Raw genomic sequence first — 26,145 nt, 5'->3', positions numbered from 1 at the left:
CCACAGATCTTGTCGGCCGACGACGCTCGTGGTGCGTGCTGCGGCACCCTGTCGCCATGCTCCCTGAGGACACCCTGCTCGTCGCGCGCGAGCACGACCGCCACGTCCTGCGGCGTGCCACGGCGAACGGTGACCTCGAGCGGGTACGCCGGGGCGCCTATCGTCCGGTCGGCCCGGAGCAGAACAGGCACGCGGCGGCTCGTCGGCTCGCCACCGACCGGCTCCGCGCCGTCCACCGTCAGCTCCGGGCTCGCCACGTGTTCAGCCACGAGAGCGCGGCGCTGCTGTGGGGTGCGCCGCTGTGGCGTCTGCCGCAGCGGGTGCACGTGCTGGTGCCGTCCAGCCCGAGCAGCCGCGCCGCGGCCGACATCGTGCGACGGCGGGGCGTGCCGGACGAGCACGTCGTGCTGCGGGCTCTCCCCGTGACGACGCTGCGCCGGACCGTCGTGGACTGCGCGCTGACCCTCCATCCTCTGGACGCCCTGGTCGTCGCGGACTGGGCTCTTGGCAGGGGTATGGACCGGGCCGCAGCGCTGGATCTGTGGGCCCGCCCGCGGCGCCGCAACGGCACGGCGCGCGCCCGATGGGTCCTCGAGCACGCCGACGCCGGTGCCGAGTCGCCCTGGGAGACGTGGGTCCGCTACCTGGCACTGCGCGCCGGGCTGCCCCGACCACGCACGCAGCTCCCGGTCGAGGTGGACGGACGCCGCTACCGCGTGGACCTGGGCTGGGCCGAGGAGAAGGTGCTGGTCGAGTTCGACGGCCGGGTCAAGGACGTGGACGGGTCGTTCGGCGCCGGCTACGACGCGGACCACGCGCGGTTCGAGGACAAGGTGCGCGAGGACGCCATCACGGCGCGGCTCGGCGTGCGGCCGCTGCGGTTCACCGCGAAGGACGGCCCGGACCCGGCGGCCGCGACAGCCGCCCTGCTGAGGGCGTTCCGCCCGGCGGTGCGCGGCTCGCTGAGGGTCAACCCGTTGCTCCCGCTGCCCGGCGCCTCGTTCTGATCGTCACTTCGTGTTCTGTCCGGCAGTCCGGACTGCCGGACAGAACACGAAGTGACGATCAGTCACGCGACGGTGGCCGCCACGGCTGCGACGAACGCGTCCACCGCCTCGGACGGGGTGTCCCACGAGCACATCCAGCGCACCTCGACGCGGTCCGCCGACTCGCCCGGCGCCCAGTCGTAGAACCGTGCCTGCTCGCGTACCCGGTCCGCCGCCGCCCGCGGGAGGGTCGCGAACACCGCGTTCGCCTCGACGGGCCGCGTGATGCGCACGCCGCCGCCGGCGGCCCTCCCGGCGGGTGCGGCAGCCCCGCCGGGTGCGAGGTCGAGCGCCCCGGCTGCGTCGAGCCCGTCCCGCAGCCGCGCGGCCATGGCGTTGGCATGCGCCGCGTTGCGCCACCACAGGGGTTCGACGGCGGTCCCGTCCTGCCCGACGGCGGTCCCGCCCTCCGCGGCGCCGTCGCCGGCGGAGTCCCCAGGAGCCACGGGCGTCCCTGGCTCCCCGAGCAGCGCAAGGATCTGCGCCGAGACGAAGCGTGTCTTCGAGGCGAGCTGCATCGTCGCCTTGCGCAGGAACGGCACTGCCGCCGCGGCCCGCTCCCGCACCGCGCCGCCGTCGTACCCGGAAACGTCCGGTGCGTCGGCGGGGGCGAGCACCACGACCGCCTCGCCGATCATGCCGCCGATCTTCGCGGCGCCGAGGGAGACGACGTCCACCCCCAGGTCGGTGGTCAGCGCGCGCAGGGAGCACCCCAGTGCGGCCGCGGCGTTGGCGAGCCGTGAGCCGTCGACGTGCACGGCCATGCCCAGGCCGTGCGCGGTCTCGACCAGGGACCGCAGCCCGGCCACCGAGTAGACGGTCCCGAGCTCGGTGGACTGCGTCAGCGACAGCACGCCGGGGTGCGCGCGGTGCACGTCGTGCCGCTGCCCGGCCCACCGTTCCACGTGGAACGGCTCGATCCGCCCGTCCACCGACGGGCAGGGCAGCATCTTGAGCCCACCGACCCGTTCGGGTGCGCCGTTCTCGTCGGTGTTGGCGTGGGCGACGTCGGAGGTCACGACGCCGCCCCACCGCTCGGAGAGGGCCATGAGAGAGACGACGTTCGCGCCGGTGCCGTTGATCAGCGGGAAGGCGAGCGCGCCCTCGCCGAACACCTCGGCGACACGGGCGTCGAGCCGGGCGGTCCACGGGTCGTCGCCGTAGGCGACCGCGAACCCGTCGTTCGCGGCGTTGATCGCGGCGAGCACCTCGGGGTGGGTGCCGGCGTAGTTGTCGGAGGCGAACGGAGGGAGGCTGGTCACCCGCACAGGTTAGGCACCCTCGAGGGGGCGTCGGCACCGTCGGGGAGGAGCGACGTGTCGCGGCCCACACCGTGGTCGGAACGGCAAGGAGCGCCTGAGCGTCTTAACCTCGAGGACGGGTGTCGCCACGCCCGCCATGCCGGACCCGTGCGAGGGGCCGGTGATCCGTCGTCGTACCGGTGCCCCTGGGTGACCGGATGTCTGGAGCTCGAGTGACTGGAAACGCCACCACCAGGTTCGGCAACGTCGCGCTGCTGTCCGTGACGAGCCGGCTGCCGTCCCGGGTCACGACCTCCGCATCCGTCCAGGAGCGGCTCGCACCGGCGCTGAAGCGTCTGCGACTGCCGTCGACGCTGCTCGAGCGGGTCGCCGGGGTGGAGGCACGGCGCAACTGGGGCCCGGGCGAGGACGCGAACGCCGCCACCGTCGCGGCGGGCACCGAGGCGTTGGAGCTCGCGGGCGTCGAGCCGGACGACGTCGGTCTCCTCATCAACACGTCCGTGACGCGCAAGCACCTCGAGCCGTCGGTCGCCGTGGGCCTGCACCACGGGCTGGGGCTGCCGAGCTCGGCCGTGAACTTCGACGTCGCGAACGCCTGCCTCGGTTTCATCAACGGGATGTCGTTGGCGGCGGGCATGATCGAGTCCGGCCAGGTGCGGTACGCGATGGTGGTCGCGGGCGAGGACGCCGACGACATCCAGGACGTCACGGTCGAGCGGCTGCTGCGGGACGACGTCGGGCGCGAGGACTTCATGGCCGAGTTCGCCTCGCTGACCCTCGGGTCCGGGTCGGCAGCGGCGGTGCTCGGGCGTGCGGACGAGCACGCCGAGGGGCACCGGGTGCTCGGTGGCGTGACCCGTGCCGCCACGCAGCACCACCTGCTGTGCGTCGGCAGCACGGAGGGGATGTTCACCGACGCGCAGGGCCTGCTCGAGGGCGGGCTGGAGCTGGTGGTCGACGCCTGGAAGGACGCCACGGCCGACTGGAGCTGGGGCGCGATGGACCGCTACGTCACGCACCAGGTGTCGCGGGTGCACACGAACGCGATCGTGGAGGCCGTCGGGCTCGACCGGTCGGCGGTGCCGACCACGTTCGGTCGGCTCGGCAACGTGGGACCGGCGTCCGTGCCCATCACCCTCGTCGAGGAGCAGGAGTCGTTGCGCTCCGGGGACCGGGTGCTGCTCATGGGAGTGGGTTCGGGGATCAACACGGCGATGATGGAGCTCGCGTGGTGAGGATCGGCGCCAGCACGGTACCGCCCGGCCTGCCCGGCCTCGACCCACGGTTCAGCCACGTGCTGTGCGTGCCCGACGGCGGCAGCCCGGCGGGCGCTCGCGCCTCGGGTGGCGCCGGGGTCGCCGCGAGCGGCGACGAGTGGCACTACCTCGACAACGGCCCGGATCTCGCCGCCCGGGGGATCGAGCCGGTCGGCACGGTGCTGGCCGTGCACGGCAACCCGACGTGGTCCTACCTGTGGCGGGACCTCGTGGACCTGGCCACCGAGCGAGCCGTCGTCGCGGCCGCTGCCACCGGCGAGCGCCCGGGCGGTGTGCCCGGCGCGTGGCGGGTGGTCGCCGTCGACCAGCTCGAGATGGGACTGTCCGCGCGCAGCGGCCGGCACCGTACGCTGCCCGAGCGGGTCGCGGACCTCGGGGCGTTCACGGCCGAGCTGGGGCTGTCCGGGCCGGTGGTGACGCTCGGGCACGACTGGGGAGGGGTGGTCTCCCTCAGCTGGGCCGTCGACCACCCGGAGCTGCTGACCGGCGTCGCGCTGCTCAACACCGCGGTGCACCAGCCGGACGGGGTGGCGATCCCCGCCCCGCTGCGACTCGCTCTGGCGCCCGGTGTCCACCGGGCGGGCACGAGCAGCACGCCCGCGTTCCTCGAGACCACGCTGGCTCTGGCGCACCCCCGGCTGCCCGCCGACGTCGCGGACGCCTACCGGCTGCCGTACCGGACCGCGGACGACCGCGCCGGCATCGAGGGCTTCGTGGCGGACATCCCGGCCGACGCCGAGCACCCGAGCCGGCCGGAGCTGGACCGCATCGCCACCGGCGTCGCGGCGCTGGACGTCCCGGCGCTGCTGCTGTGGGGTCCGCGCGACCCGGTGTTCTCCGACCGGTACCTGGATGATCTGATCGGCCGGCTCCCGCAGGCGCGGGTGCACCGGTTCGAGGGGGCCGGCCACCTGGTCGCCGAGGACGTCGACTACGCGGCGCCCGTGCTGGACTGGCTGCGCGGCGTCGCCCTGGGTGCCGAACAGGAACCTGTGCCCGGTATGGAGGGGCAAAGCGGGCGCAACCTCCTGTTCGGCACCGAGGGGTTCGGGGGCCGGGGGCCGATCTGGACCGGCCTCGACGAGCGGGCCGCCGACCCCGCGACCCGCGCCGAGTCCGCCGTGCTCGACATGTCCGGCTCCGGGCCGGGCACCGTGACCTGGCGTGCCCTGGACCGGCAGGTGCGCCGCATCGCCGCGGGCCTGCACTCCATCGGGGTGCGTCGCGGCGACCGCGTGTCGCTGCTGGTGCAGCCGGGCCCCACCCTGACCGCGCTCGTCTACGCCTGCCTGCGCATCGGGGCGGTCGTGGTCGTCGCCGACGCCGGCCTCGGCGTCCGGGGGTTGACCCGCGCCCAGCGAGGCGCCTGGCCGCAGTACCTGGTCGGCCAGACGAAGGCGCTCGCGGCCGCGCGGGCGTGCGGCTGGCCGGGGGTGCGGATCTCGGCCGACCCGCTCGACGCCGTGACGCGCCGGGCGCTCGGCGTCCACCACGAGCTGGTGGACGTGGCCCGCGCCGGCGAGGGCCACGAGCTGCCGCCCGAGCCCGGCCCGCAGGACGAGGCCGCGGTGCTGTTCACGTCCGGGTCGACCGGCCCTGCCAAGGGGGTCGTGTACACCCACGCCCAGCTCTCGGCCCTGCGCGACGTGCTCGCCGGGCACTACGCCGTGCGCCCCGAGTCCGGCCTGGTCACCGGGTTCGCGCCGTTCGCGCTGCTCGGACCGGCCCTGGGGACCCGGTCGGTCACCCCGGACATGGACGTCTCGGCGCCGCGCACCCTCACCGCGCGGGCGGTGGCGGACGCCGTGCGCGCCTCGGACGCCCGGATCGTGTTCCTCTCCCCGGCGGCGATCCTCAACGTGGTCGCCACGGCCGACGCGCTGGGAGACGCGGACCGTGAGGCCCTCGAGCGTGTGGAGACCTTCCTGTCCACCGGCGCGCCGATCAGCGCCGAGCTGCTCGGCTCGGCGCAGGCCCTCATGCCGAACGCCCGCGCGCACACCCCGTACGGGATGACGGAGTGCCTGCTCGTCACCGACATCGACCTCGACGGCATCCGGGAGGCCGCCTCCGCCCCCGACGACGGCGTGTGCGTGGGCCGGCCGATCATGGGCGCCGCGGTCGGCGGGGTGACCGTCAGCGCGCTGGACGACGACGGCGCGGCGACCGGGCCGCCGTCGTCGGGGCCGGAGGTGCACGGGGTGCTGGGCGAGGTGCTCGTGAGCGCACCCCACCTCAAGCAGCGCTACGACCGGCTGTGGCTCACCGACCGGGCCGCCGAGCGCGACACCCCGCCGGGGCGCTGGCACCGGACCGGGGACGTCGGGCACCTGGACGCCGAGGGGCGGCTGTGGATCGAGGGCCGGCTCGCGCACGTGCTGACCACCGCCGAGGGGCCGCTGGCGCCGGTGGGTCCGGAGCAGACGATCGAGCGGGTCGCGGCCGTGCGGCGGGCAGCCGTGGTCGGTGTCGGGCCGGCGGGCGTGCAGCAGGCGGTCGCGGTGCTGGAGCTCGCCGACGGCGTCCGGCGGCCGGGGCTCGCGCCGGAGGGCCTGGGCGCGGCTGTGCGCGCGACGTCGTCGGTGCCGCTCGCGGCGGTGCTCGTCGTGCCGCAGATGCCCACGGACGTGCGGCACAACTCCAAGATCGACCGGGCGCGCCTGGCGCGCTGGGCGGACGGGGTGCTGGCCGGCGGCCGGGTGGGCGCCCCGTGACCGTGCTCGTCACGGGCGCGTCCGGGCTGCTCGGCGGTGCGGTCGCCCGCGTGCTCGTGGAGCGTGGGGACGGTGTGCGCACCCTGCAGCGCCGTCCGTCCGGTGTCGCCGGTGCCGAGGGCGTCGCGGGGTCGGTGACCGACCCCGCCGTGGTCGCGCGCGCGCTCGACGGGGTCGACGCCGTCGTGCACCTCGCGGCGAAGGTGTCGCTCGCCGGTGACCCGGCGGAGTTCGAGCAGGTGAACGTCGGCGGGACCCAGGTGCTGCTGGACGCCGCCGAACGGGCGGGAGTGCGACGGTTCGTGCAGGTGTCGTCGCCGTCGGTGGCGCACGCCGGGTCGTCGCTGGTCGGCGTGGGTGCCGAGCCGGCCGACCCGGTGCGGGCACGCGGCGAGTACGCGCGGACCAAGGCGGCCTCCGAGCTGCTGGCGCTGTCCCGGGACGGCGCTGCTGCGCGACGAGACGACGGTTCGGCGCGAGCGTCTCTGTCCGTCAGGAACCCGGGGCTGAATCCTGACGAACAGAGACGCTCGCAACCTGGGGACCTCCGTGTCGTGGCGGTGCGGCCGCATGCCGTGTGGGGGCCGGGGGACACCCAGCTCGTCGAGCGGATCATCGACCGGGCGCGGTCGGGGCGCCTGCCGCTGCTGGGGCACGGGGCGGCGCTCATCGACACCACGTACGTGGACAACGCGGCCGAGGGGATCGTCGCCGCCCTCGACCGGCTGCAGGACAGCCCCGAGGTCGTGCGGGGGCGGGCGTACGTGCTCACCAACGGTGAGCCGCGCACCGTGGCGGACCTGCTGACCGGCATCTGCCGCGCCGGGGGTGTGGCGCCGCCGCGGTGGCGCGTCCCGGCGAAGCTGGCCCGGGGTGCGGGCGGGCTGGTCGAGGCGGTCTGGGGGGTGCGGCCCGGGGCCGACGAGCCCCCGATGACGAGGTTCCTCGCCGAGCAGCTCTCCACGGCCCACTGGTTCGACCAGCGGTCGACATGGGCGGAGCTGCGCTGGCGTCCGCGGGTGAGCATCGACGAGGGGATGCGTCGGCTGGCGGCCCACTACGGCGGCGCCGTCTGACCCCTCCGCCTCCGGGCGCCGACTCCGGCCGCCGACTCCGGCGCCGAACATGCCATGGCGGCCCGTCCGCATGGGTGGACGGGCCGTCACCGCATGCTCGGCGGTCGGGACGGCATGGTCGGCAGGTCAGGTGGGCGAAGAGGGCCGTCCGGCCGGGTGCGCGGCGAGGGACGGGGGCGTGCTCAGTCGAGGATCGCGGTGGCCTCCACCTCGACGAGGACGTCCGGTGCGAAGAGGGCTTCCACGCCGAGGAGCGAGGCCGGTGGCATGGGTAGGCGCAGACCGATCTCCTCGGCGACGGACTCGACGCCGGCCATGAAGGCCTCCATCTTCTCCGGCGCCCACGCGGTGACGTAGAAGGTCAGCCGCAGCACGTCGTCGAACGTCGCCACCGCACCGGTGAGCCCGCGCGCCGTGGCGCGCAGCGCGTGCGCGACCTGGCCGGCGAGGTCGCCTGGGGCGAGCGGGGCGCCGTCGGCCCCGAGGGCGACCTGCCCGGCGACGTGGACGTGCCGGGTGCCTGTCCCGACGGCGACGTGGTGGTACGGCGTGGGCTGCAGCATGCCGTCGGGGGTCATGAGGTGAACGGTCATCGCGATCTCCTGGAGGTGAGGAAGCAAGGTATACCCTGGATACCTGGTACACGGCAGAAACTTCAAGGAGACCAGGTTTCGTGGACGACACCACCGCCACCCCACCCGGCGCGCTGCGCATCGACCCCTCGCACCGTGACGTGCTCGACCAGGTGCTCGACAAGTGGTCCGTCAGCATCCTCGACCAGCTGTGCGAACGGCCGTGCCGGTTCAACGTGCTGCGCCGGGAGATCCCGGGGATCACGCAGAAGTCGCTCACCGCCACGCTGCGACGGCTGGAACGGAACGGGATCGTGGAGCGACGCGTCGTCGCGGACCGACCGGTCGCCGTCGAGTACCGGATCAGCGACCTCGGCAAGACCCTGCGCGAACCGGTCGACGTCGTCCTCGCCTGGGTCACCACCCACCAGGCGCGCATCGACCGCGCGCGCCGGGAGTTCGACGACGCGACCGAGGCCGCCGGGGCGTGAACGCAGGCCACCGCACGGAAAGAACGTGCGCCGTCGGCCCGCCGGACGGCATGATCCGGGGATGCCGCTGACGCTCCGCCCACCACGCACCGACGACGAGACCGTGCTGCGCCGCCTGCACACCGAGCTCGCGGCCGACGGCTTCACGTTCCTGCTGGCCGACGGCACCTGGGACGAGATCCTCGAGCAGGCCCGCCGGGAGGCGGAGGGCACCGACCTGCCACCGGGTCGGGTGCGGGCAGAGTTCCTCGTCGCCGAGGCCGACGGCGAGCCGGTGGGACGGGTGTCGATCCGGTACGAGCTCAACGACTTCCTGCGGACCATCGGCGGGCACGTCGGCTACGGGGTGGCGCCCGCGCACCGCCGCCGCGGCCACGCGACCGAGATCCTCCGACAGTCGGTCGTCCGGCTCGCCGCCGCCGGTGTGGACCGCGTCCTGGTGACCTGCGACGACGACAACATCGGGTCCGCCGCCGTCATCGAGGCGTGCGGCGGCATGCTGGAAGACGTCCGGCCCGTCGAGGGCGAGGCGCCGAAGCGGCGGTACTGGATCGACCCGACCGGCTAAGAAGCCCGTCAGAGCGACAGGTCGACCCAGACCAGCCGGTGGTCGCTGCTCGGGAACGGGAACGTGCCGGTCAGGCGCGACAGCGGGTCGTCCTGCGTGGGCCAGAACACCCCTGCGTCGTGCACCCGCAGGCCGTGCCTCGACGGCAGCACGTAGTCGACGCGCAGGTTGCCGGGCGCGCTGTCCGCGAAGTCGGCGGTGTCGTACGCGGGGTCGCCGGTGTGGTCGTCGTTGGCGCCGCCCTGGAGGGCCGCCGCCTCGACGCCACCGGCCGACGCCGGCAACGGGTCGACGATCCGCGGGTGCCGCAGCAGCTGGTCGATCGCACCGGGGACGGAGTCGCCGTCGTGAGGGTCGGCGTTCTGGTCGCCGAGGATCACGAAGCGCGCGCCCGGGTGCAGGCCGCCACGTCCGCCGTCGTCGTCGTAGATGTACCGGGAGGCCTTGCCGGGGGTGACGTAGTCCGCCCAGAAGCGGATCTCGTCGTGGTTGCGGCGCCCGTTGCGGTCCTCGGGGCCGTCGAAGGTGGGCGGCGTGGGGTGCGAGGCGAGCACGTGCACGGTGTGGCGCCCGACCCGGATCGGCACGTCCCAGTGCGACTTGCTCGACAGGCGGACCACCTCGAGCTCCTCCGGGCTGAACCAGTCGGCGGGCTCGGGGGTGGCCGGGTCGCCGGGGAGCATGGCGCCCGGCATGTCCTTCCACAGGAAGTGCTGGAAGGTGCGGACGCCGTCGGTGACGATCGGGTGCTTGGACAGCACGACCATCCCGTACTGGCCCGGGAAGTCGCCGAAGCCGAAGGCGTCGTCGCCACCGCCGACCACGCCGTCGTTGTTGAGGTCGAAGCCGCTGGGGATCCCGGTGTTCGACGGCGCGGAGAAGGCGTACGGGTAGGTGACCGGCTCGGCGCCGCCCTGGCCGACCTCCAGGTAGTTCTCGCGGAAGAGGTCGACTGCGGTGCCCGCGGCGTCGAAGTCGAACTCGTTGAGCAGCACCACGTCCGGGTCCGTGCGCTGGATGACCTCGGCGACGGTGGCCGCCTGGGCGTCGTCGCCGGTGGACAGGTCTGCCTGCAGCTCGCCCTCCGTCGCGCGGTTCAGCGACAGGTTGTACGTCGCGACGCGCAGGGTCTCGTGCTTGCCGTTCCCCTTGCCGGGCTTGTGGGCGCTTCCGTTCGCGACGGCGGCCGGGGCGAACGCGACCGCCAGGGCCACGGTCAGCGCCGTCGCGGCGGACAGGGTGCGTCGTCGCATCGTCATGACGTCACGCTAACGCCGGACCGTGACGGCGGCGTCAACCGCACGTGAACAGTGCCTCCGGGTCCACGGCGCTCGTGGTCGGTGCCGTGGACCGGGAGGGCGTCAGCGTCGCCCGGGCAGCGTGTACCGGACGAGCTGGCCGGCGGGCGGGCTCGTCTCGTCCGCCGGGAGGACGTTGACGGTGGCGAGCAGGCTGCGACCGTCGAGCGCGACGTCGCCCGGCAGGGGGACGGACACGATCGGGGTGGTGCCCTTCCGATGGACCTTGGCGATCTCGCCGCCGAACAGCTGGGCGACGTAGACGGTGCCCGTGCGGTCGACGGCGATCCCGGTGGGGGAGAGCAGGCCGTCGGCCACCGTGCGCACGCGGCCGGTCCACGGGGAGACGACGACGACGGAGCCGCGCGCCCCGAGAGACTCGTCCTCGGGCCCGCCCGGCAGCAGCGAGACGTACAGCAGTCCGTGCGGGCCGACCTCGACGTCGGTGGGCACCGGCTCGAACCAGTACTTGTGCCCGACGACGCAGCTCGGCAGGCCCTGTGCCTCGGCCGCCGCGGCGGTGATCTTCACCGGCTGCGCCGGCAGCACCGCGACCGTGCGGATCTTGCCCTTGTGGTCGACCGACAGGATCGTGTTGGCGGCGGCGTCGGCCACGAAGGTGGTGCCCCAGTGCGACGTCGTGGCGTACGGGTGGGACTCCACGATGCCGGTGTACCTCCCGGGGAACTCGGGCGGCAGCTCGGCGAGGCACGACGCCGGCACGGTGCGGAACCCGTACGTGACCTTGCCGTCCGGGTTCTTGGCCGTCTCGTAGGCGCCGACGTCGGCGATGACCTTCGGCTCGCCACGGGCGTTCCCGCGCTTGTCGACGCGCAGCTGGTGGACCGTGTGGTCGGCGCCGGACTCGACGAAGGTGACGACGCCGCCGCTGTAGCTGACGCCGCCCACCTCCGCGCCGTCGGAGGCGTGAAGGATCGAGGTCTCGCCGCGGCGGTCCACCGCGGTGAGCAGGCCGGCAAAGTTCTGGCTGACGAACGTGGTGCCCCGGGGGCCCACGGCGAGGCTCAGCGGGGTGACCAGCCCGGAGGTGATGGTCGACGACGACGGAGGGCGAGAGTCCTTGGACCCGTGGGCTGCCGCGGGGGCGGCAGCGAGGACCAGCGCGGCCACGACGGCCGTGCAGGAGGACAGGATGCGACGCATGGGAAGGCTCCTGGGATGCGCAGGGGGTCGGCGCGGCCGAGACGGTCGCGGGTGCGCTCGACGCGGATCTGCCGCGGGTGCGCGACGCGGTCCGAGGGCCGCAGCGTGTGGTGCGCCCGCTGTGGCGCGCCACTCCGCCCACGAGTCTGCGCCGGGTCTCCGTCCGACGCGCGCGGGGGAGCGGGTGACTTTCGTGCCCACCCAGGGCGGCTCAGTCGCGCAGCGGGGAGCCGACCACGGTGAAGTCGAACCCGCCCATCTCCCCGGAGAGCAGCGGCCTCGCTGCGGCGATGGACGCCTGGACGCTCGCGAGCCGGAGTGACGCCTGGTGGGCCTCGGCCGACGTCCACAGCTCGGCGACGTAGACGGTGTCGGGGTGGTCGTCGTGGACGCCGACCTCGTAGAGCAGGCAGCCGGCGTCGGCCAGCTCCTGGCTGCGAGCGGTGAGGTGGGCGGCCAGCTCGTCGCGCTTCCCGGGGGCGGCACCCAGGGTGCCGACGTTGGCGTAGGTCATGGGGCGACGGTAGCGGTGGGGTGCGACAGGTGCGGGCACTGCCGGGATGCTCGCGGAGTCAGCCCGCGCGGTCGACCACCAGTGCCAGGCGGACCCGGTTCACGCCGAGCTTCTGGCAGGCCTTGGCCAGATGGGTCTTCACCGTCGCCTCTCCGAGGAACATCCGGCCGGCGATCTCCACGTTGGTCAGGCCCTCGGCCACGAGGCGGGCGATCTCCCGCTCCCGGTCGGTGAGCCGGCCCAGGAGCTCCTGCGCCTTCGCTCGGCCTCCCTGTGCGAAACGCAGGCGGTTGTTATGGAGCGGGGACGGTGACACCGAGGTTGGCGAAGAGTTTGCTCTTCATCGCCTCCCAGCGAGTTTGGAGGAAGGCGACGTATTCCGCGTGCGAGAGGCCGTCGCTTGGAATGTCGACATGATCGACCTTGCACAACATGTAGGTGTCGAGCCGCTTCTGCTCGGCGTCAGACAACTTGTTCAGTTTCAGGTACTCCGAGATCGTCTGGCTGGTCTTCTCCCGATTGAGCGCCTTGCTGAATAGGGCGAGGTTGGCGACACAGCTGATGGGCCAGCCTGCCGAGTCCACCGGGATCTCATCCTTGAGGCGTGATACCGGGAAGAGGTGCTCGAGTTCGAAGGTGACGTCCTTGTCGTCGAGGTGCGACACGAGGCCCGTGTAGACGTACCGGAGGAAGACCCGATCCAGGGCGCGGACGTAGGGCCGGGTCAGCTGCTCCCGCGCCAACTGCTTGTCGAACCACGCGTTGAGCGCGTTCTCCCAGGTGGCATGCGCAATCGGCTGCGCGTAGTGCTGCGCCGGTCCTTCGATGTCCGACGTCCCCTCGGCCACCTTCCACACGCGGTTGTAGGCCGTGCTGTAGATCGGACCGCGCCAGGTCTCCTCGATGAGCTCCATCAGGTAGTGCTGGCGCATCGAGAGCCTGAGGTTGTCCCAGTCCTTCTTCCAGTCAGGCAGCTCCGACCAGTCGCCGCGGGTGTCCCATCGACCCACGGCTGCCCTCGCGATCATCGACACGATCTGGAGTTCGCCGTGCGCGAGGTCGACCTTCGCGGTCTGGCTGTTTAGCTTCAGTCCGATGAAGGGTTCCAGCCACTGCTGGACCGCCTCGGCCGCCTTGAGGAGTGCCTCCTCCATCTTGCTGGGGTTGATGAGGCTATCCGAGTCCTTCGGCATCAACTGGTGGAGCCGCTTCATCTCGCTGAGCTGTTCTCCCAGGACGACACAGCTGAGCGAGAACGCCGCAGGCTCGGTGGACGTGGGGTCCGGTTGGGCGGGCTCGCTGAACAGCGACGGGTGGGAGCCCACGAGCACCTTGCCGAAGCCGAAGAGGTACTCGAACAGGTTGAAGTCCTGGATGGACCTGTCCTTCTCCAGACCATTGATTGAGTAGCCCTGGCTGAGCAGCGAGTTGTACTTCGAGTTGATGGCCTCCCGGATTCCGTCGGATGCAACATTGGTCGGGCTGTAGATCCAGGTCGCGGCGAAGACTTCGTACTTGTTCAGTTTCGTTCCGCGCTGGTTGATCCGCTCGAAGATGTCGGGCAGATCGGCCTCGTCGCCCGTGTAGGTCACCACCGCCACCGGGACACCGGTGATGTCGACTTCGTTCCGCAGCAAATCGAGTCCGTCGTCCAGAATGGACTCCAACTGAGCCAGGAGATCCTGGTCCTCTTCGCGCTCGAGAGCCTCGAGCAGACGCTTGGCCAACTTGTTCGAGGCGAAGCCGGCCGCGCTCGTCAACTTCTCCGTCGCCTTCATCCAGTCCGTGATGGCGCGCTGGACGTGGGATACGTCTGTCCCCAGCGTGGCCGAGACCTGCTTGATGACCTCGGAAGGGAACACATCGATCGGGGCGTAGGAGAGAGGGGTGTTCGCGTAGGCGACCAGCGTGCTTGTGCGCTGCAATCCGTCTACGACTTGGTAGACCTCCTCGTCGCCCTTTGGGTTCGGACGCTTGTAAAGGAGCAGCGACCCGATCGGGTAGCCCTTGTGGATCGACTCGATCAAGGTCTTGCGCTGCTCGTCGCTCCAGACGAGCGAGCGCTGGAACCTGGGGATCTCGATGCGCATGCCGCTCGCCCCACCGGACTGCGGCTGCGTGGCGCTGACGAGTTGCCCGACGGTCAGCGTGATGTGCGACGCGGCATTCGTGGTCACCATGACGGTAGAGTACGCGGAGCCGCTACGATCTGGAGCGGACCAACCTGACGCGGTCCGACGGCAGGATGAGCCACCGACTGGTAGGAAAGCCCGCGTGGGAACTCTGAACGTCGACCAGATCACGCCGAGCGGCGCGCTGGTCCAGGACGTCGACACGAAGCTGTCGCCGATCCAGAAGCGTGAACTGCTGCTGGCGGCGCTTACCGATGCGACCTTCGGGAGGTACGCGGGCGTGCCGGCGGCCCGCCTCGGCGACGTGGTGATCCTCTACAAGCAGATCACCCACATGGGTTTCCCCCACCCGGAGTTTAAGAAGCGCATCCAGATCCCGCAGACCTGGCCCGTGGCCTACCGGCAGGCGGTTGCCGAGGGCCTGACGCCGCACTTCGTCGGAATTTACCACTACGACGGCGTCACGATCTTCGTCGACTACGACCCGCACACCTACGCCAAGCGCAAGGCCAACAACTCCTCGGCCTGGGTCTACACGAACGACCTCTTCCAGGCGCAGACGCTGGGCCAGTTCTCCCGCGAGGACAAGACCGGCAACCACATCACGAGCGTCCGGGCGGACCTTCTCGCCGGCTACCTTGCCGCCCGGACCGAGGAACGGCACCCGCACCTCGACGTCTTCGCCAACTTCAACCGCGAGTTCCTCACCGGCGACCGGCTGGAGTGGATTGAGGCCCTGGAGCAGATGCACGAGGCCCAGTGGAAGGACCGCAACCAGGGCGAGTGGCCGGGATTCTACCTCGAGTACCGGCTGGACGCGTTCACCCGGGCCGGCAGCCACACTGACCTCGTGCAGTTCCAGAAGGAGAAGCGCAAGGGCCTGCTCGACTACGACCTGCTCCTCCTCGAGCGGGGCAAGCTCGACTTCTACGGAGACCTGAAGGCCAGCGACATCGTCAAGCACGAGTCGCCGGGCAACGACGCCGAGGACCTCAAGCGCTGCATCGAGCAGTACGGCCGGTTCTGGTACGTCGTCTACGAGCACCGGACCTGGCACTCCCGCGACAACGGCGACCTGGCCACCATCGCGTGGAACGAGTGGCGGCGCGACAAGGGCTACGTTGCGAAGAAGGGCTACAACGAACTTTCGTACGCGCGCCGCTTCAAGGAGGCCGTGAGGTTCGAGCGTATGAGGGTGCTCGAGATCAACGCGGCCAACTTCGGCGTCGTGCTCGGAGGCTTCAAGCAGGGCAGGCAGCCGGACGGTGCTTCGCGCGCGCTCAAGGTGATGATCAACAAGCGCAACATCGACAACTTCCTGATTTACAGCGAGTCGGTCGAGGTTCCTGCTTAGGGCGCATCGCCTCGAGCCGGGCCCGACTTGGGCCATCGTGGCGTCCCCTTCAGCGGGCGGCCTGATCGATCTTGTCGAGGGCTTCGCGGAGGTAGTCGGGTAGGGGCTCTGCGGATGGGCAGAGTCTGGGCTCCGGTCTTGGCCCAGGTGGTGCGGTAGCGGCGTGCGGTCGTGATGAACCTGACTTGGGCCGCGACCGCGGAGTTGCGTGGCCTAAGCCGGGTCAGCCGACAGGTGTCGATCGAGGAGGTGGCTGCCCGGTTCAAGCGCAACTGCCGACGGGCGGGCAGCGACCCGCCCGGCATGGGTTCGACAGCGTGGCTTTTCGGCGACGCCCCGCTCGCACCGGTGGCCGCGGTACGATGGACCGCTCTTTCCACAGGCTCGGCGGTGCCCCTTGCGCACATGCGTTCGAGCTGGCAAGCTGTCCTCATGGGAGCCCACGTGTCCGCAGGACGATCGTTCCGGTACATCGACCTCTTCGCCGGCATCGGCGGTTTCGCTGCGGCCCTCGAGGCGTTCGGCGGCGAGTGTGTGTACTCGGTTGAGATCGACCCTGCTGCTGCCGCGGTCTATGAACGGAACTGGGGTCACTCGCCCCTCGGTGACATCACCAAGGACGCCAACGATGAGGTCGTCAGCATCCCCCCGCACGACCTGCTCGCAGCCGGATTCCCCTGTCAGCCCTTCTCCAAGTCTGGTGCCCAGCGTGGGATGGAGGAGACCCGCGGCACTCTGTTCTGGAACATCCTGAGGATCATCCACGAGCACCGCCCCACGGTTGTCCTCCTGGAGAACGTGCGGAACCTCGCTGGGCCCCGACACGGCCACGAGTGGGACGTCATCATCCGGGAGCTGCGTGACGCTGGCTACCGTGTGTCCGCGAAGCCGACAGTGTTCTCGCCGCACCTGCTGCCGATCGAGCGAGGGGGCAGGCCTCAGGTGCGAGAGCGCGTCTTCATCACGGCGACGTACGACCCGGACAGTGCCTGCGAAGCCGACGGCGTCCCTGCGGTCATCGAGAACATCTCGCAGCGAGGCGACGAGGAGTGGCTGCTGACGACCGACCTTCCACTGGGGGACGTCGAGGCCGCCCCGGATCTGGAGCTCTCGGCCGCGGAGACTCAATGGATCGATGCTTGGAACGACTTCGTGGAGCTCATGTGGGCAGAGGTCCGGCGCACCGACGGTGACGGGGCTAGGCTCCCCGGGTTCCCCATCTGGGTGGACGCGTGGGTCGATGCCGCGTCGTTGGAGATCCCTGAGGGGACGCCACGGTGGAAGGAGAACTTCCTCCGGAAGAACGCCGAGTTCTACACGAAGCACCGGGTTGCACTCGATGCCTGGCTGAACAACTGGCCTGTCAAGGAGTTCCCGCCGTCGCGGCGCAAGCTCGAGTGGCAGGCGCAACAGACACCCCGGTTGTGGGACTGCGCGATGCAACTCAGGCCGTCCGGAATCCGGGCGAAGCGGATGACGCACCTGCCGGCGCTCGTCGCAATCACCCAGACCTCAGTGCTGGGTCCGCTTAGGCGCCGGTTGGCGTGGCGTGAGGCGGCGAGGCTTCAAGGTCTCCCGGACAACTTCGACTTCGGCGGCCAGCCCGCAGCCCAGACGTACAAGCAGCTTGGGAACGGCGTCAGCGTCGGGGCGGTATGGAACGTGCTGCGCGCACACGCTGAGCGCGACAAAGCGATCCTGGAGCGCTCAGAGACGGGACGCGCGCTCTACCGAGCGATCGTCACCGACGCGCCCAAGACACCCGACGACAGGCTCGAGATGGTGGTAGCCGCTGGTCAGCGTCGGTACAGAGAGCAGGCCGCGCACAAGCGGCTGCTCTGATCGCCCCAACGCCATGAAGCCGCAGCATGTCCCGCCGCATCCGGGTGCCTCGTCGAGGCAGGTCAGTCTGCGGATGAGCAGGGCGAAGCGCAAGGACACTGCACCTGAGGTCGCGCTGCGTCGGGTGCTGCATGCTCGAGGCCTGCGCTACCGGGTGGCGTGGCCTGTGCCTGGGCAGAGGCGTCGGACGATCGACATCGCCTTCACCCGTGCCAGGGTCGCAGTCTTCGTCGATGGATGCTTCTGGCATGGCTGCCCGGGCCACGGCACCGAGCCGTCCGCGAACAGCGAGTGGTGGGTAGGCAAGCTCGCGGCCAACCGCGCCCGGGACGCGGACACCGATGCGGTGCTGGAAGCGGCTGGCTGGGCGGTCATCCGTGTGTGGGAGCATGAGCGTCCTCAAGAGGCGGCGGACCGGGTCGCCATGACCGTCGCAGAGCGGAGCCGCAAGCCCTCAGGCCCGAGTTCCATCGCGTTCCACTGAGGAGTCGAGCCGTTGCCCGCATGGGACTGCGGATCAGGTTGAAGGTCGGGTCGAACCCGACCTGTGGCGCAACCGCGCGAACGTCGAGAGCTCGGCCACCGCCGTTCCGCTCGAACGGGTGTAGGAGGGCGATGCGTCGCCGCGCGTCTCTCGACACGAGCGTGGGAACCCCGCTCAGTTCCTCGACGGTTTAGCTGAAGTCTCGCGCCACCGCCAGGTCATCCATGTTCTCGCCAATCTGCACGCTTCTTCTCGCCGATCTGCATACTTGGTCTCGCCGTTCTGCACGCCGATTCTCGCCAATCCGCAGCAGTTGCCGGCCTCGCTCCTCAAGCCCGGCCGAGCCGCACCATCCCCCGCACCCCGGCCTCCGAGGTCGCCTTCAACCTCCCGATGGCCTCGCGCACCTCGTCCCGCTCGCGATCGCCAGCGGTCAGTCGTGTCGGGTTGAGCGGCGTCGAGTGGGACCATTCGGCCACGTCCGGAGCCGCCATGAAGGCTCCCACAGCACGCGCCCCGGCCGCCTGTATCCCCACCCACTCGGCCGGCGTCGAGAAGTACGGCGTCGCCGGGCACAGCGCATTCAAGTCCGCCTCGCTCCACGACGGCCGTGTCGCCTCGACATACCCCACCAGCGCCGCCCCGAAGCACGGGAACCCGGCGCGCACGGGTTGCAGCACCATCCGTCCGGCCGACCAGATCGGCAGCGCGGCCCGACGCCGCAGCCCCGGCGCAGCACAGTGGACGACGACGGCGCCCGCACCGACCCGCACGTCCCCGCCGTCGAGCAGCACACGTCCCGGCGACACCCGACGCACGTGCCCGCGCCGCACCACGTTCTCCACCGTCCGCAGCAGCTCGAGCTCCCACCGCGCCAGCGTCGGCACGCGCGCCATGGTGGGCACCACACCCGGGTCGAGGCGCAGCATCACGCCGTCATCTTCGAGCCGCAGGAAGAACTCGTCCACCGACGCCGCCGCGGCCCCCGCCTCCATCAGGGACGCCGCCATGGAGAGGAACACCGCCGGGTCCGGCTGCACGACGGCGCGGTCGAGCATCCACGGATCGCGCGGCCGCACCCAGCAGACCTCCTCCGGCGACACCCCGCGCCCGAGCAGCCAGACGATCGCATCGGTCGCGGTCTTCCCCGACCCGACCACCACGAACGACCGGGCCGACTCCGCCACGAACGGCAGCTCGCCCACGGGGACGCAGGTGACGTCGTCGGACACCTCGAAGGGTGGCGGTTCCAGCGCGGGGATGCGCGGCGACAGGTACCGCGCGTCGACGACGCGCCGTCGGACACGGACCTCCCGCTCGGCGCCGGAACCGAGCGCGACCACCCGTCCGCCGTCGGACACGTCGTGGCCCCCGAGGAACGTGAACCGCCCGCTGGGCTCGAACCGCTCGTGCAGCACGCGCTCGTAGTAGGCGCAGACCTCGGCGCCGGTGGCGCGCTCGTGCAGGCCGGCCTCCGGGCCGGAGGTCTGGAGCGCCCCGCCGAACGGCGTGGACGCCACCCCGTAGAACGGCGACGCCTGGTGCAGCCGGACGAACGGGTACGCGTCGCGCCAGTGGCCGCCGACGGCGTCACGGCGGTCGACGAGCGTGACGTGCGCGTCGCTGTGGTCCAGCACGGCGTCGGTGAACGCCATCCCGGCGGCGCCCGCGCCGATGACGAGGTAGTCGGTCTCCAGGGCTCGGCCCATGGGACCAGTGTCCCGCAGCTGCACAAGACTGTGGGGCGGGGCCTCGTCGAGACCCCGCCCCACAGCCGTCGAGACGGACGTCAGTCGAAGCTGACGCGGAACGTCGCCTTTGCGTGCGTGTCGTCGGCGCTGGTGGTCATCGCCACCGCACGGAACGGCTCGAGGTAGCCGAGGGCCTCCGGCTCCGACTCGAGGACGGGCCGCAGCACGTCGGTGAGCTGGTCGAGGTCGACGTACAGCACGCTGCTCGCGTCCTCGGCCGTGACGACGCTGCGGTACACGTCCGTCGAGCCCAGGCCGCCGTCGCCGGCGAGCTCGGAGGCGTAGGCGTCGTTCGTGGCGAAGACGAAGCCGTCGTCGGCGGGCGAGGTCGCCAGCGGGTCCATCCCGGACTCGACGACCAGGCGGTCGATCCGGTCAGCGAGGTCCTGCAGCGCGTCGGTGTCCCCGACGGTGCGCACGCCCACGGAGACGTCGTCGATGCCCTGGACCGTGTCGAGCGAGTCGAGACCGCGGGAGTCGACGGCGACAGCGATCTGCTCGCCGAACAGCGTGCTCAGGTCGGCGGGCAGGCGGATGTCGTACTCGGTCTCGAGCAGCGCGATCATGCCGTCGAAGTCGGGCTGTCCGTACGGGTCGGCGCCCCACGAGTCGTCCGCCCACAGGTCATCCGTCGCGGTGTCGTCGGCCCACAGCTCATCCGTCGCGGCATCGTCGGTGGCGGTCGCCGACTCGTCGGTCGACACGCCCGTGCAGGCCTCCATGAAGATGTCGAGCAGCGCCTGCTCGTCGGCCGTGGCAGTCTCGCCGCTCACGCCGTAGATGTCCTCGGCGGCGTCCAGGCAGTAGTCGTACATCGGGTCGACGTCGGTGTCCACGACGGTGGTGGGCGCGGTGATGCCGGGCCCGGTGCTCGACATCAGCGTGCCGCCGCCGAGCCCGCCGCCGAGGGCGGCCATGGAGTCGTACAGCTCGCGGAACTGCTCCCACGCGTCGTCGACGGCGCCGGGAGCGACGGACGCGGAGAAGGCGCCCAGCGTCGTCTCGGGCAGGGCGGCCGTCACCGAGTCGCCGGTCGCCCGGTACGGCGCGAGGGTCGCCTCGTCGCCGGCGGAGAGGAACTCCAGCTCGATGCCGTCGGGGTTGGCGCGCAGCGCGCCGACCATGGTGGTGTAGCCGTCCAGCTGGTCGAGGTACTCGTCGGGCAGCGTGCCGTCGGTGAGCTCGGGGGTGCTGGCGAGCGACCAGTCGATGATGGCCTCGGCGTCGGCCCAGAAGGACACCAGCCCGGCGTCGCCGAGCGCGTCCATGTCCGCCGTGAAGGCCTCGGAGTCGGCGAGGGAGCTCTCCTCGGCGTCGGCGACGACGTCGGCGGCGGCCAGCTCGTCGGTGACGACCACGTACCCCGCGGTGAACGCGACCTGGCTCGCGTCCAGCGTCTCGCCGCACCCCAGGCCGGACTCGATCGCGGTGCGGGCGGCCGACTCGTCGGTGACGGCCAGCACGCCGACGGGCTGCGGCTCGCCGTCGGCGTCCGGGACGGCGGCGAGCGCACCGCGGTCACCGATCCAGGGCGCGACCTGCTCGTCGTAGTCGATCTCGCACTCGCCGCTGGCGGTGATCGCCTCGGCGAGGACCTTCTTGAGGTCGGAGTCCTCGGAGATCTCGACGCCCAGGTCCTCGCTGAGGTCCGGCAGCCGGTCGGCCAGGCGCAGCAGGTTGATCTTCTGCTGCGCGGACGGGTCGAGGTCGACGCGCAGGTAGGCGGCCGTGGCCGCGGGCAGAGCCGCCTCCGGCTGGTCGCCGCCGCCGTCGAGCAGGGCGTAGGCGGCCGCGCCGGCGCCACCGAGGACGAGGAGCCCGGCGGCGATGGAGCCGCCGATCACGAGCCCCTTGCGCGACCGGCGCGGGGGCTCCGGGGTGAGGCCGGGGACGGTGGCATGCGGGTCGGCGCCGGTCGGCGGGACCGGGCCCGGGGCCGCCGGCGTCGGCGGGCCGAACTGCGGTTGCTGCGGTGGCGTCGGTTGGTCGGTCACAGAGGTGTCCCCTTGAAGTCGTCGGTGGCTTGACGTCGACCGTATCGACTCGGCGACCGGCGCGGAAGCGATGTCCATGGAGAGAACTACCCACCCGGGAGCGGCGTCGGTGCCCGGCCGGTCATAGACAATAAAGCCGATCAATTAAATAGGAGTTCTGATACCGTCGCCGCATGACCCGCACCCTCGAGCGGCCGGCCGAGACCCTCGAGCGGCCGGCCGAGACCCTCGAGCCGTCGGCCGAGACCCTCGACCCGCCGCCACCGCTCGTGCCCACCCTGACCTCGGCGCAGCGCCAGGAGCTCGCCCGCCGGCACGGCCTGCGGCCGGTCGGGGTGCGCCCGTCGCTGTGGGCCTACACCCGAGACGTGCTGTCCCGCGCCGCGTTCATCCGCGTCCTCGGCACGGCCACCGCCTACTCCCGGAACCAGCACACCTATCTGGGCCAGCTCTGGGCGCTGCTCAACCCAGTCCTCAACGCCACCGTCTACGTGCTGATCTTCGGCATCATCCTGCGGACGGGCCGCGGGGTGGAGAACACCGTCGCCTTCATCGTGATCGGGGTGTTCCTCTTCCGGTTCGTGGAGCAGTCCGTCCACGGCGGTGCCCAGTCGATCGCTCGCCGGGTCGACCTGCTGCGGTCGCTGCGGTTCCCCCGCGCCGTCCTGCCGATCGCGAACGTCACGTCGCACCTGGCGACGCTCGCACCGGCGCTGGGCGTCATGTGCCTGGTGGTGCTGGGCTCCGGTCTGCTGCCCGGCGTCGACCCGGTGCGGGTCACGCCGCAGTGGCTCCTGCTCCTGCCCGCCGTGGCGCTGCTGGGCACGTTCACCCTGGGGGTCGCGTTCGTCATGGCTCGCCTGGCCGCCGTCATGCCCGACCTGAACAACGTCATCCCGTTCGTCCTGCGGTTCGTGATGTACGGCTCCGGCGTCATCTTCCCGGTGGTGCACTACGCCGAGCGGCTGCCGGACGCCGTGGGGTCCTGGGTGGCGCCCGTCCTGGAGCTCCAGCCGGTCGCCGTCTACCTCTACCTGGGCCGCTCCGCACTGATGGACGAGGAGGCCTTCGTCCAGGAGCCCGTCCTGTGGGCCTTCGGCGTCGTGTGGGCGGTCGTGTCCCTCGTGGGCGGGTTCGTCGTCTTCTGGCGTGGCGAGCAGACGTACGGTCGGGACTGAGGCGGCCTCACGGTCCCGATCGGCTCAGCCGACGTCGCCGTCCACGTAGAACCACCGGCCACCCTCGCGCACGAACCGGCTCACCTCGTGCAGCCGGCCGCGCCCGTCCTGCGCCGACCCCGCCGTCCCCTCGCCGGACCCCGGCGCGATCCGGAACACCGCGACGAACTCGACCTCGCCGTCGTCGTCGAACGGCCCGCCGCGGCGGGTGGCCAGGACGTCGAGCCGGCGCCACCGCTGCGCGGGGTCCAGCTCCAGCGACGAGGGTCGGGTGGAGGGGTGCCAGGTCGCCAGCAGGTAGGGGGTGTCGCCCACCGCGAAGGCGGCGTACCGCGAGCGCATGAGCGCCTCGGCGGTCCCGGCCGTCCGGGCGCCGGCGTGCAGCGGTCCGCAGCACTCCCCGTACGGCAGGCCGGTCGGGCAGGGGCAGCGTGCGGCGTCGTCCATGAGGGTCATGATGCCGGAGCGCCGACCGGGTGAACTCGGCCCCTGCTCGGTGCGCGGCTTCGCCTCGTGCAGTACACCTGGGACAGGCCCCGACGTTGAGGAGACGCCATGGTCCGGATCAGCGCGCAGGTCGACGGGCAGTGGCGTGACGTCTCGCTGCTGTGGCTCGTGGACGAGTCTCGGATGCCCGGCGAAGGAGTGCTCGCAGGTGCGGTGGACCGGGAGTGGTTCCTCGGCGAACCTGGCGGGATCCTCCGTGAGCTCGGCACGTTCTCGGAGTTTGGTGAGCCGCCAGAGGCTCTGACCGAACGTGTCGCACGGGAAGCGGTCGCCTCGCACGTTGTCCTCGGGGACTCGCCTGAGACATGGAGCCCGCTCGGCTCCACCCGCCTGGAGAGTGGTCGGTTCACGTCGGCCTCGATACCGGATGACACGGAGCGATCCGACGAGCTCTGGTTCGACGTCGACGATCACGAAGGATGGTTGTGGACCCGGTTGCGCGACCTCGAGTCGGGCCGGAGCGCGGTCACCGTCCGCTCGCCGGACGCCTTCGTCGCGGTGCTGCCGCCCGGCGTCTCGGAGGTGGTCCTGGACCTGACCGAGGACGTCGACCTCGACGGCGCGTTCCTCCGGGACGCCCTCGACACCGCGACGATCCGCGGGTGGGAGGGCCCGCACGACGTCGAGGTCGGCATCGACTGGCGCACCTACGCCGGCTCGGGGACGGCGGTGACCGACGGGGACGAGACGGCCGACCCCTCCGATCCACGGGTTCGGATCAGGATGTCGCGCCTCGGGCGCGCCGGGTACCTGGTGGGCAGGCTGTTCGGGCGCTCGTCCGCGACGACGTTCACCGGGTCGCGCGACCCGAGCCGTGGCGCGCGGCTGGCGCTGCACGGTCGCGCCCAACCGCAGGTCGTGGTGGAGGCACCAGAGCTGGACGACGCCGACCCCGCCCGTCGAGCGATCGTCGTCGTGCACGGCACCATGGGCTGTGCGATCCCGTTGGCCGGGACGGTGCTGGCCGCAGTCCGGGGCGCGGGGGTCGCCGCGCCCGTGCTGCGGTTCGAGCACGACACCTGGCTGCCGATCTGGGAGAGCGTGGAGGCGCTCGTCGCCGGCGTCGGGAGGCTCGGGGCGACGTCGGTCCTGCTGGTCGGGCACTCCCGTGGCGGCCTGGTCGCGCGCGACGCCGGCATCCTGCTCGCGGACGACGGCGTCGCGGTGGAGACGCTCACGCTCGGCGCGCCGTTCGACGGCACCCCGCTGATCGGTGTGGCGGAGCGAGGCCGCCGCGGGCTGGCGGCGGGCCTCGCCGCACTGCGTGCGAGCGCCGGGCCGGTGGTCGACGGTCTGACCCGGGCGGTGCTGCGCGAGCTGCGGCACCAGCTGCCCGAGGGCATCCGGGACATGCATCCGCGGTCGAGCTGTCTGGGGCGCCTGCGGGCGACACCGGGACCGTCGTTCGTCGCGGCGGCCGGCGCGGTGGCGCCGGACGGCGAGGGCGACGACTCGTGGGGCGTCTCCCCGAGCTTCTTCCACGGGCTGTTCGACGGGGAGAACGACCGCGTGGTCGCGGCCTCCTCGGCGAGCGCCGCCCGTGGTGCGATCAGCCTTCCCGTGCGTTGCGACCACTCCTCGTACCTGCATGAGCGTGCTGTCCGTGACCAGATCGCTGCGCTCGCGGCGCGTGTCTGATCGGCGCCAGGGAGCGCTACGTCGCGGACCGGCCGCCCACGACCTCCTCGACCCCGCGTCGCACCACCGAGTCCAGCGGCTCGCAGACCCGCTCCTCGAGCAGTGCCACCAGCAGCGCCAGCAGCACCACGCCCGCGGAGACCAGCGGCACGGTCCGCACGTCGACCGCGGCGACGAGCAGGGCACCGAGGCCGGAACCGGCGGCGATGCCGAGGTTGAACAGCGACGACGCGATCGCCTGGCCCATGGTGGTCCCGCGCGGTGACACGAGCAGCACCCGGTGCGAGAGCACGGGTGGCACGGTGGAGAAGGCGAAGCCGAACGCGGCGAGGCAGAGGACGGCCCCGACCTTCGACTCGCCGACGACCCACAGCCCGGCCAGCGCCACCACCAGGACGCACGCCCCGACGAGGAACGCCCCGACGGGCCGCCGGTCGAGGAACCGGCCGACGACGACGGCGCCCACCACCCCGGCCCCGCCCTGCAGCAGGAGCAGCGCGGGGATGTCGGACTGGGTGTAGCCCGTGACGTCCTGCAGGTACTGGGTGACGAAGGTGATGACCCCGAACGCGCCGGTCACCACCAGCACGGTGATCACCATGAGGAACACGAAGCGGCGCGTCGAGGGGAACGGTGCCTCGCTCGCGCCGCCGGCCGAGGGAGCCACGGACGGGAACAGGGCGATGACGATGACGGTGATCACCGTGGACAGCACGGCGACGGCGACGAAGGTGACCCGCCAGGACGTGAGCTCGCCGAGCCAGGTCCCGGCCGGCACGCCCAGCACCGGGGCGAGCGAGTTGCCGATCGCCAGCCGCGCCATGGCCTTGCCACGCGCTCCCGGGGGGAAGAGCCCGGCGGTGGCGGGCACCACGGCCACCCAGAACAGCGCCTGGGCGAGCGCGGTCACCACCCGGGCGACCATGAGCTGCTCGTACGACGGCGTCACCGCGGCCCACAGGGTCGCGACGGCGGCGATGCCCGCGCAGGTCGAGAGCACCCATCGTCGCGGGATGTTGCGGGTGACGTGCGCCAGCGGGACGGACGCCACCAGGACCACCAGCGCGTAGGCGGTGACCAGCAGGCCGATCTGGGAGGTCGGCCGGTCGAGATCCGGTGCCATGAGGGTCAGCAGTCCGGCGGGCAGGGACTCCACGGTCACGAAGAGGAACGTCGAGGCGGCCAGCGCGACGAGGATGATCGTGGCGCGGCGAGGGTCGACGGTGGGACCGGAGGCAGGCATCGAATCGATTCTATGCGTGTGCCGTCGGCTTTCGCGCCCG

General features: G+C 71.8%; 22 protein-coding genes. 11 read left to right on the top strand and 11 right to left on the bottom strand.

Features of this window, described 5'->3' with window-relative positions; translation table 11 throughout:
• Positions 1-56: 56 nt before the first annotated feature.
• A complete protein-coding gene (locus HDG69_RS15460) occupies positions 57-1,007 on the top strand; it encodes a hypothetical protein (RefSeq protein ID WP_171784736.1) in 951 nt (316 codons plus the stop codon).
• A gap of 62 nt (positions 1,008-1,069) precedes the next feature.
• Here HDG69_RS15460 and HDG69_RS15455 read toward each other — a convergent pair whose 3' ends face one another.
• Positions 1,070-2,308, bottom strand: a complete 1,239-nt coding sequence (locus HDG69_RS15455; protein WP_343036470.1) for a threonine aldolase family protein — start codon at positions 2,306-2,308, stop codon at positions 1,070-1,072.
• Positions 2,309-2,520: 212 nt separating this feature from the next.
• Here HDG69_RS15455 and HDG69_RS15450 point away from each other — a divergent pair, with 212 nt between their 5' ends.
• The 3 genes from HDG69_RS15450 to HDG69_RS15440 are packed head-to-tail and all read left to right on the top strand — an operon-like array spanning position 2,521 to position 7,375.
• A complete protein-coding gene (locus HDG69_RS15450; protein WP_343036469.1) occupies positions 2,521-3,543 on the top strand; it encodes a 3-oxoacyl-ACP synthase III in 1,023 nt (340 codons plus the stop codon).
• A complete protein-coding gene (locus HDG69_RS15445; RefSeq protein WP_343036468.1) occupies positions 3,537-6,299 on the top strand; it encodes an alpha/beta fold hydrolase in 2,763 nt (920 codons plus the stop codon). The genes HDG69_RS15450 and HDG69_RS15445 overlap by 7 nt, the downstream gene beginning before the upstream one ends.
• Positions 6,296-7,375 carry an NAD-dependent epimerase/dehydratase family protein gene (locus HDG69_RS15440; RefSeq protein WP_171784733.1) on the top strand — a complete coding sequence of 360 codons (1,080 nt, stop codon included), beginning with the start codon at positions 6,296-6,298 and terminating at the stop codon, positions 7,373-7,375. The genes HDG69_RS15445 and HDG69_RS15440 overlap by 4 nt, the downstream gene beginning before the upstream one ends.
• 182 nt (positions 7,376-7,557) lie before the next feature.
• On the opposite strand, the gene HDG69_RS15435 is transcribed toward HDG69_RS15440, so the two are convergent.
• Positions 7,558-7,968 (bottom strand): RidA family protein, encoded by a 411-nt coding sequence (locus HDG69_RS15435; RefSeq protein ID WP_171784732.1) that lies wholly within the window; start codon positions 7,966-7,968, stop codon positions 7,558-7,560.
• 80 nt (positions 7,969-8,048) lie between these two features.
• Between HDG69_RS15435 and HDG69_RS15430 the strand changes: the two genes are divergently transcribed.
• A complete protein-coding gene (locus tag HDG69_RS15430) occupies positions 8,049-8,438 on the top strand; it encodes a winged helix-turn-helix transcriptional regulator (protein ID WP_171784731.1) in 390 nt (129 codons plus the stop codon).
• A 61-nt stretch (positions 8,439-8,499) separates the two neighbouring features.
• On the top strand, positions 8,500-9,006 hold the full coding sequence (locus HDG69_RS15425; protein WP_171784730.1) for a GNAT family N-acetyltransferase: 507 nt from the start codon (positions 8,500-8,502) through the stop codon (positions 9,004-9,006).
• Positions 9,007-9,014: 8 nt separating this feature from the next.
• On the opposite strand, the gene HDG69_RS15420 is transcribed toward HDG69_RS15425, so the two are convergent.
• From HDG69_RS15420 to HDG69_RS15400, 5 genes are all read right to left on the bottom strand, one after another.
• On the bottom strand, positions 9,015-10,259 hold the full coding sequence (locus tag HDG69_RS15420; RefSeq protein WP_425484048.1) for an endonuclease/exonuclease/phosphatase family protein: 1,245 nt from the start codon (positions 10,257-10,259) through the stop codon (positions 9,015-9,017).
• A 108-nt stretch (positions 10,260-10,367) separates the two neighbouring features.
• Entirely contained in the window at positions 10,368-11,468 is a 1,101-nt protein-coding gene (locus HDG69_RS15415; RefSeq protein WP_171784728.1) for a ScyD/ScyE family protein, read from the bottom strand.
• 211 nt (positions 11,469-11,679) lie between these two features.
• Complete coding sequence (locus HDG69_RS15410; protein ID WP_171784727.1) at positions 11,680-11,982, bottom strand: putative quinol monooxygenase; 303 nt, start codon at positions 11,980-11,982, stop codon at positions 11,680-11,682.
• 58 nt (positions 11,983-12,040) lie between these two features.
• Positions 12,041-12,298 carry a response regulator transcription factor gene (locus HDG69_RS15405; protein WP_343036467.1) on the bottom strand — a complete coding sequence of 86 codons (258 nt, stop codon included), beginning with the start codon at positions 12,296-12,298 and terminating at the stop codon, positions 12,041-12,043.
• Positions 12,276-14,162, bottom strand: coding sequence for a DUF262 domain-containing protein (locus HDG69_RS15400; protein ID WP_171784726.1), 1,887 nt, complete (start codon positions 14,160-14,162; stop codon positions 12,276-12,278). Before HDG69_RS15400 ends, HDG69_RS15405 begins: the two co-directional genes overlap by 23 nt.
• A 94-nt stretch (positions 14,163-14,256) precedes the next feature.
• Here HDG69_RS15400 and HDG69_RS15395 point away from each other — a divergent pair, with 94 nt between their 5' ends.
• The 3 genes from HDG69_RS15395 to HDG69_RS15385 all read left to right on the top strand — a co-directional run bounded on the left by HDG69_RS15395 (position 14,257) and on the right by HDG69_RS15385 (position 17,794).
• Entirely contained in the window at positions 14,257-15,468 is a 1,212-nt protein-coding gene (locus tag HDG69_RS15395; RefSeq protein WP_171784725.1) for a hypothetical protein, read from the top strand.
• Positions 15,469-15,642: 174 nt separating this feature from the next.
• Positions 15,643-17,310, top strand: coding sequence for a DNA cytosine methyltransferase (locus HDG69_RS15390; RefSeq protein ID WP_246256720.1), 1,668 nt, complete (start codon positions 15,643-15,645; stop codon positions 17,308-17,310).
• Between the two features lie 13 nt (positions 17,311-17,323).
• Positions 17,324-17,794 (top strand): very short patch repair endonuclease, encoded by a 471-nt coding sequence (locus HDG69_RS15385; RefSeq protein WP_281360219.1) that lies wholly within the window; start codon positions 17,324-17,326, stop codon positions 17,792-17,794.
• A gap of 329 nt (positions 17,795-18,123) precedes the next feature.
• On the opposite strand, the gene HDG69_RS15380 is transcribed toward HDG69_RS15385, so the two are convergent.
• Both HDG69_RS15380 and HDG69_RS15375 read right to left on the bottom strand, forming a co-directional pair.
• Positions 18,124-19,503: an NAD(P)-binding protein gene (locus HDG69_RS15380; RefSeq protein ID WP_171784723.1), complete on the bottom strand. Its 1,380-nt coding sequence runs from the start codon at positions 19,501-19,503 to the stop codon at positions 18,124-18,126.
• A gap of 80 nt (positions 19,504-19,583) precedes the next feature.
• Positions 19,584-21,539: a hypothetical protein gene (locus HDG69_RS15375; RefSeq protein ID WP_171784722.1), complete on the bottom strand. Its 1,956-nt coding sequence runs from the start codon at positions 21,537-21,539 to the stop codon at positions 19,584-19,586.
• A gap of 173 nt (positions 21,540-21,712) precedes the next feature.
• Here HDG69_RS15375 and HDG69_RS15370 point away from each other — a divergent pair, with 173 nt between their 5' ends.
• Positions 21,713-22,717: an ABC transporter permease gene (locus tag HDG69_RS15370; protein WP_171784721.1), complete on the top strand. Its 1,005-nt coding sequence runs from the start codon at positions 21,713-21,715 to the stop codon at positions 22,715-22,717.
• A 24-nt stretch (positions 22,718-22,741) separates the two neighbouring features.
• Here HDG69_RS15370 and HDG69_RS15365 read toward each other — a convergent pair whose 3' ends face one another.
• Positions 22,742-23,164, bottom strand: a complete 423-nt coding sequence (locus HDG69_RS15365; RefSeq protein WP_171784720.1) for a YchJ family protein — start codon at positions 23,162-23,164, stop codon at positions 22,742-22,744.
• Positions 23,165-23,272: 108 nt separating this feature from the next.
• Between HDG69_RS15365 and HDG69_RS15360 the strand changes: the two genes are divergently transcribed.
• Entirely contained in the window at positions 23,273-24,862 is a 1,590-nt protein-coding gene (locus HDG69_RS15360; protein WP_171784719.1) for an alpha/beta hydrolase family protein, read from the top strand.
• Between the two features lie 16 nt (positions 24,863-24,878).
• Here the strand turns inward: HDG69_RS15360 and HDG69_RS15355 are convergent, their stop codons facing one another.
• Positions 24,879-26,105: an MFS transporter gene (locus HDG69_RS15355; protein ID WP_171784718.1), complete on the bottom strand. Its 1,227-nt coding sequence runs from the start codon at positions 26,103-26,105 to the stop codon at positions 24,879-24,881.
• Between the last annotated feature and the right edge of the window lie 40 nt (positions 26,106-26,145).

Origin of the sequence: Isoptericola halotolerans (assembly GCF_013149785.1) — a bacterium.
Classification (GTDB): Bacteria; Actinomycetota; Actinomycetes; order Actinomycetales; family Cellulomonadaceae; genus Isoptericola; species Isoptericola halotolerans.
This window is presented reverse-complemented; position numbering and strand designations above follow the sequence as displayed.

Bases quoted from the DNA above. Each gene is read 5' to 3' on its own strand.
- HDG69_RS15460 (WP_171784736.1), top strand. From the start codon at position 57: ATGCTCCCTGAGGACACCCTGCTCGTCGCGCGCGAGCACGACCGCCAC.
- HDG69_RS15435 (WP_171784732.1), bottom strand. From the start codon at position 7,968: ATGACCGTTCACCTCATGACCCCCGACGGCATGCTGCAGCCCACGCCG.
- HDG69_RS15425 (WP_171784730.1), top strand. From the start codon at position 8,500: ATGCCGCTGACGCTCCGCCCACCACGCACCGACGACGAGACCGTGCTG.
- HDG69_RS15420 (WP_425484048.1), bottom strand. From the start codon at position 10,259: ATGCGACGACGCACCCTGTCCGCCGCGACGGCGCTGACCGTGGCCCTG.
- HDG69_RS15415 (WP_171784728.1), bottom strand. From the start codon at position 11,468: ATGCGTCGCATCCTGTCCTCCTGCACGGCCGTCGTGGCCGCGCTGGTC.
- HDG69_RS15410 (WP_171784727.1), bottom strand. From the start codon at position 11,982: ATGACCTACGCCAACGTCGGCACCCTGGGTGCCGCCCCCGGGAAGCGC.
- HDG69_RS15400 (WP_171784726.1), bottom strand. From the start codon at position 14,162: ATGGTGACCACGAATGCCGCGTCGCACATCACGCTGACCGTCGGGCAA.
- HDG69_RS15390 (WP_246256720.1), top strand. From the start codon at position 15,643: ATGAACCTGACTTGGGCCGCGACCGCGGAGTTGCGTGGCCTAAGCCGG.
- HDG69_RS15385 (WP_281360219.1), top strand. From the start codon at position 17,324: ATGAAGCCGCAGCATGTCCCGCCGCATCCGGGTGCCTCGTCGAGGCAG.
- HDG69_RS15380 (WP_171784723.1), bottom strand. From the start codon at position 19,503: ATGGGCCGAGCCCTGGAGACCGACTACCTCGTCATCGGCGCGGGCGCC.
- HDG69_RS15370 (WP_171784721.1), top strand. From the start codon at position 21,713: ATGACCCGCACCCTCGAGCGGCCGGCCGAGACCCTCGAGCGGCCGGCC.
- HDG69_RS15365 (WP_171784720.1), bottom strand. From the start codon at position 23,164: ATGGACGACGCCGCACGCTGCCCCTGCCCGACCGGCCTGCCGTACGGG.
- HDG69_RS15360 (WP_171784719.1), top strand. From the start codon at position 23,273: ATGGTCCGGATCAGCGCGCAGGTCGACGGGCAGTGGCGTGACGTCTCG.
- HDG69_RS15355 (WP_171784718.1), bottom strand. From the start codon at position 26,105: ATGCCTGCCTCCGGTCCCACCGTCGACCCTCGCCGCGCCACGATCATC.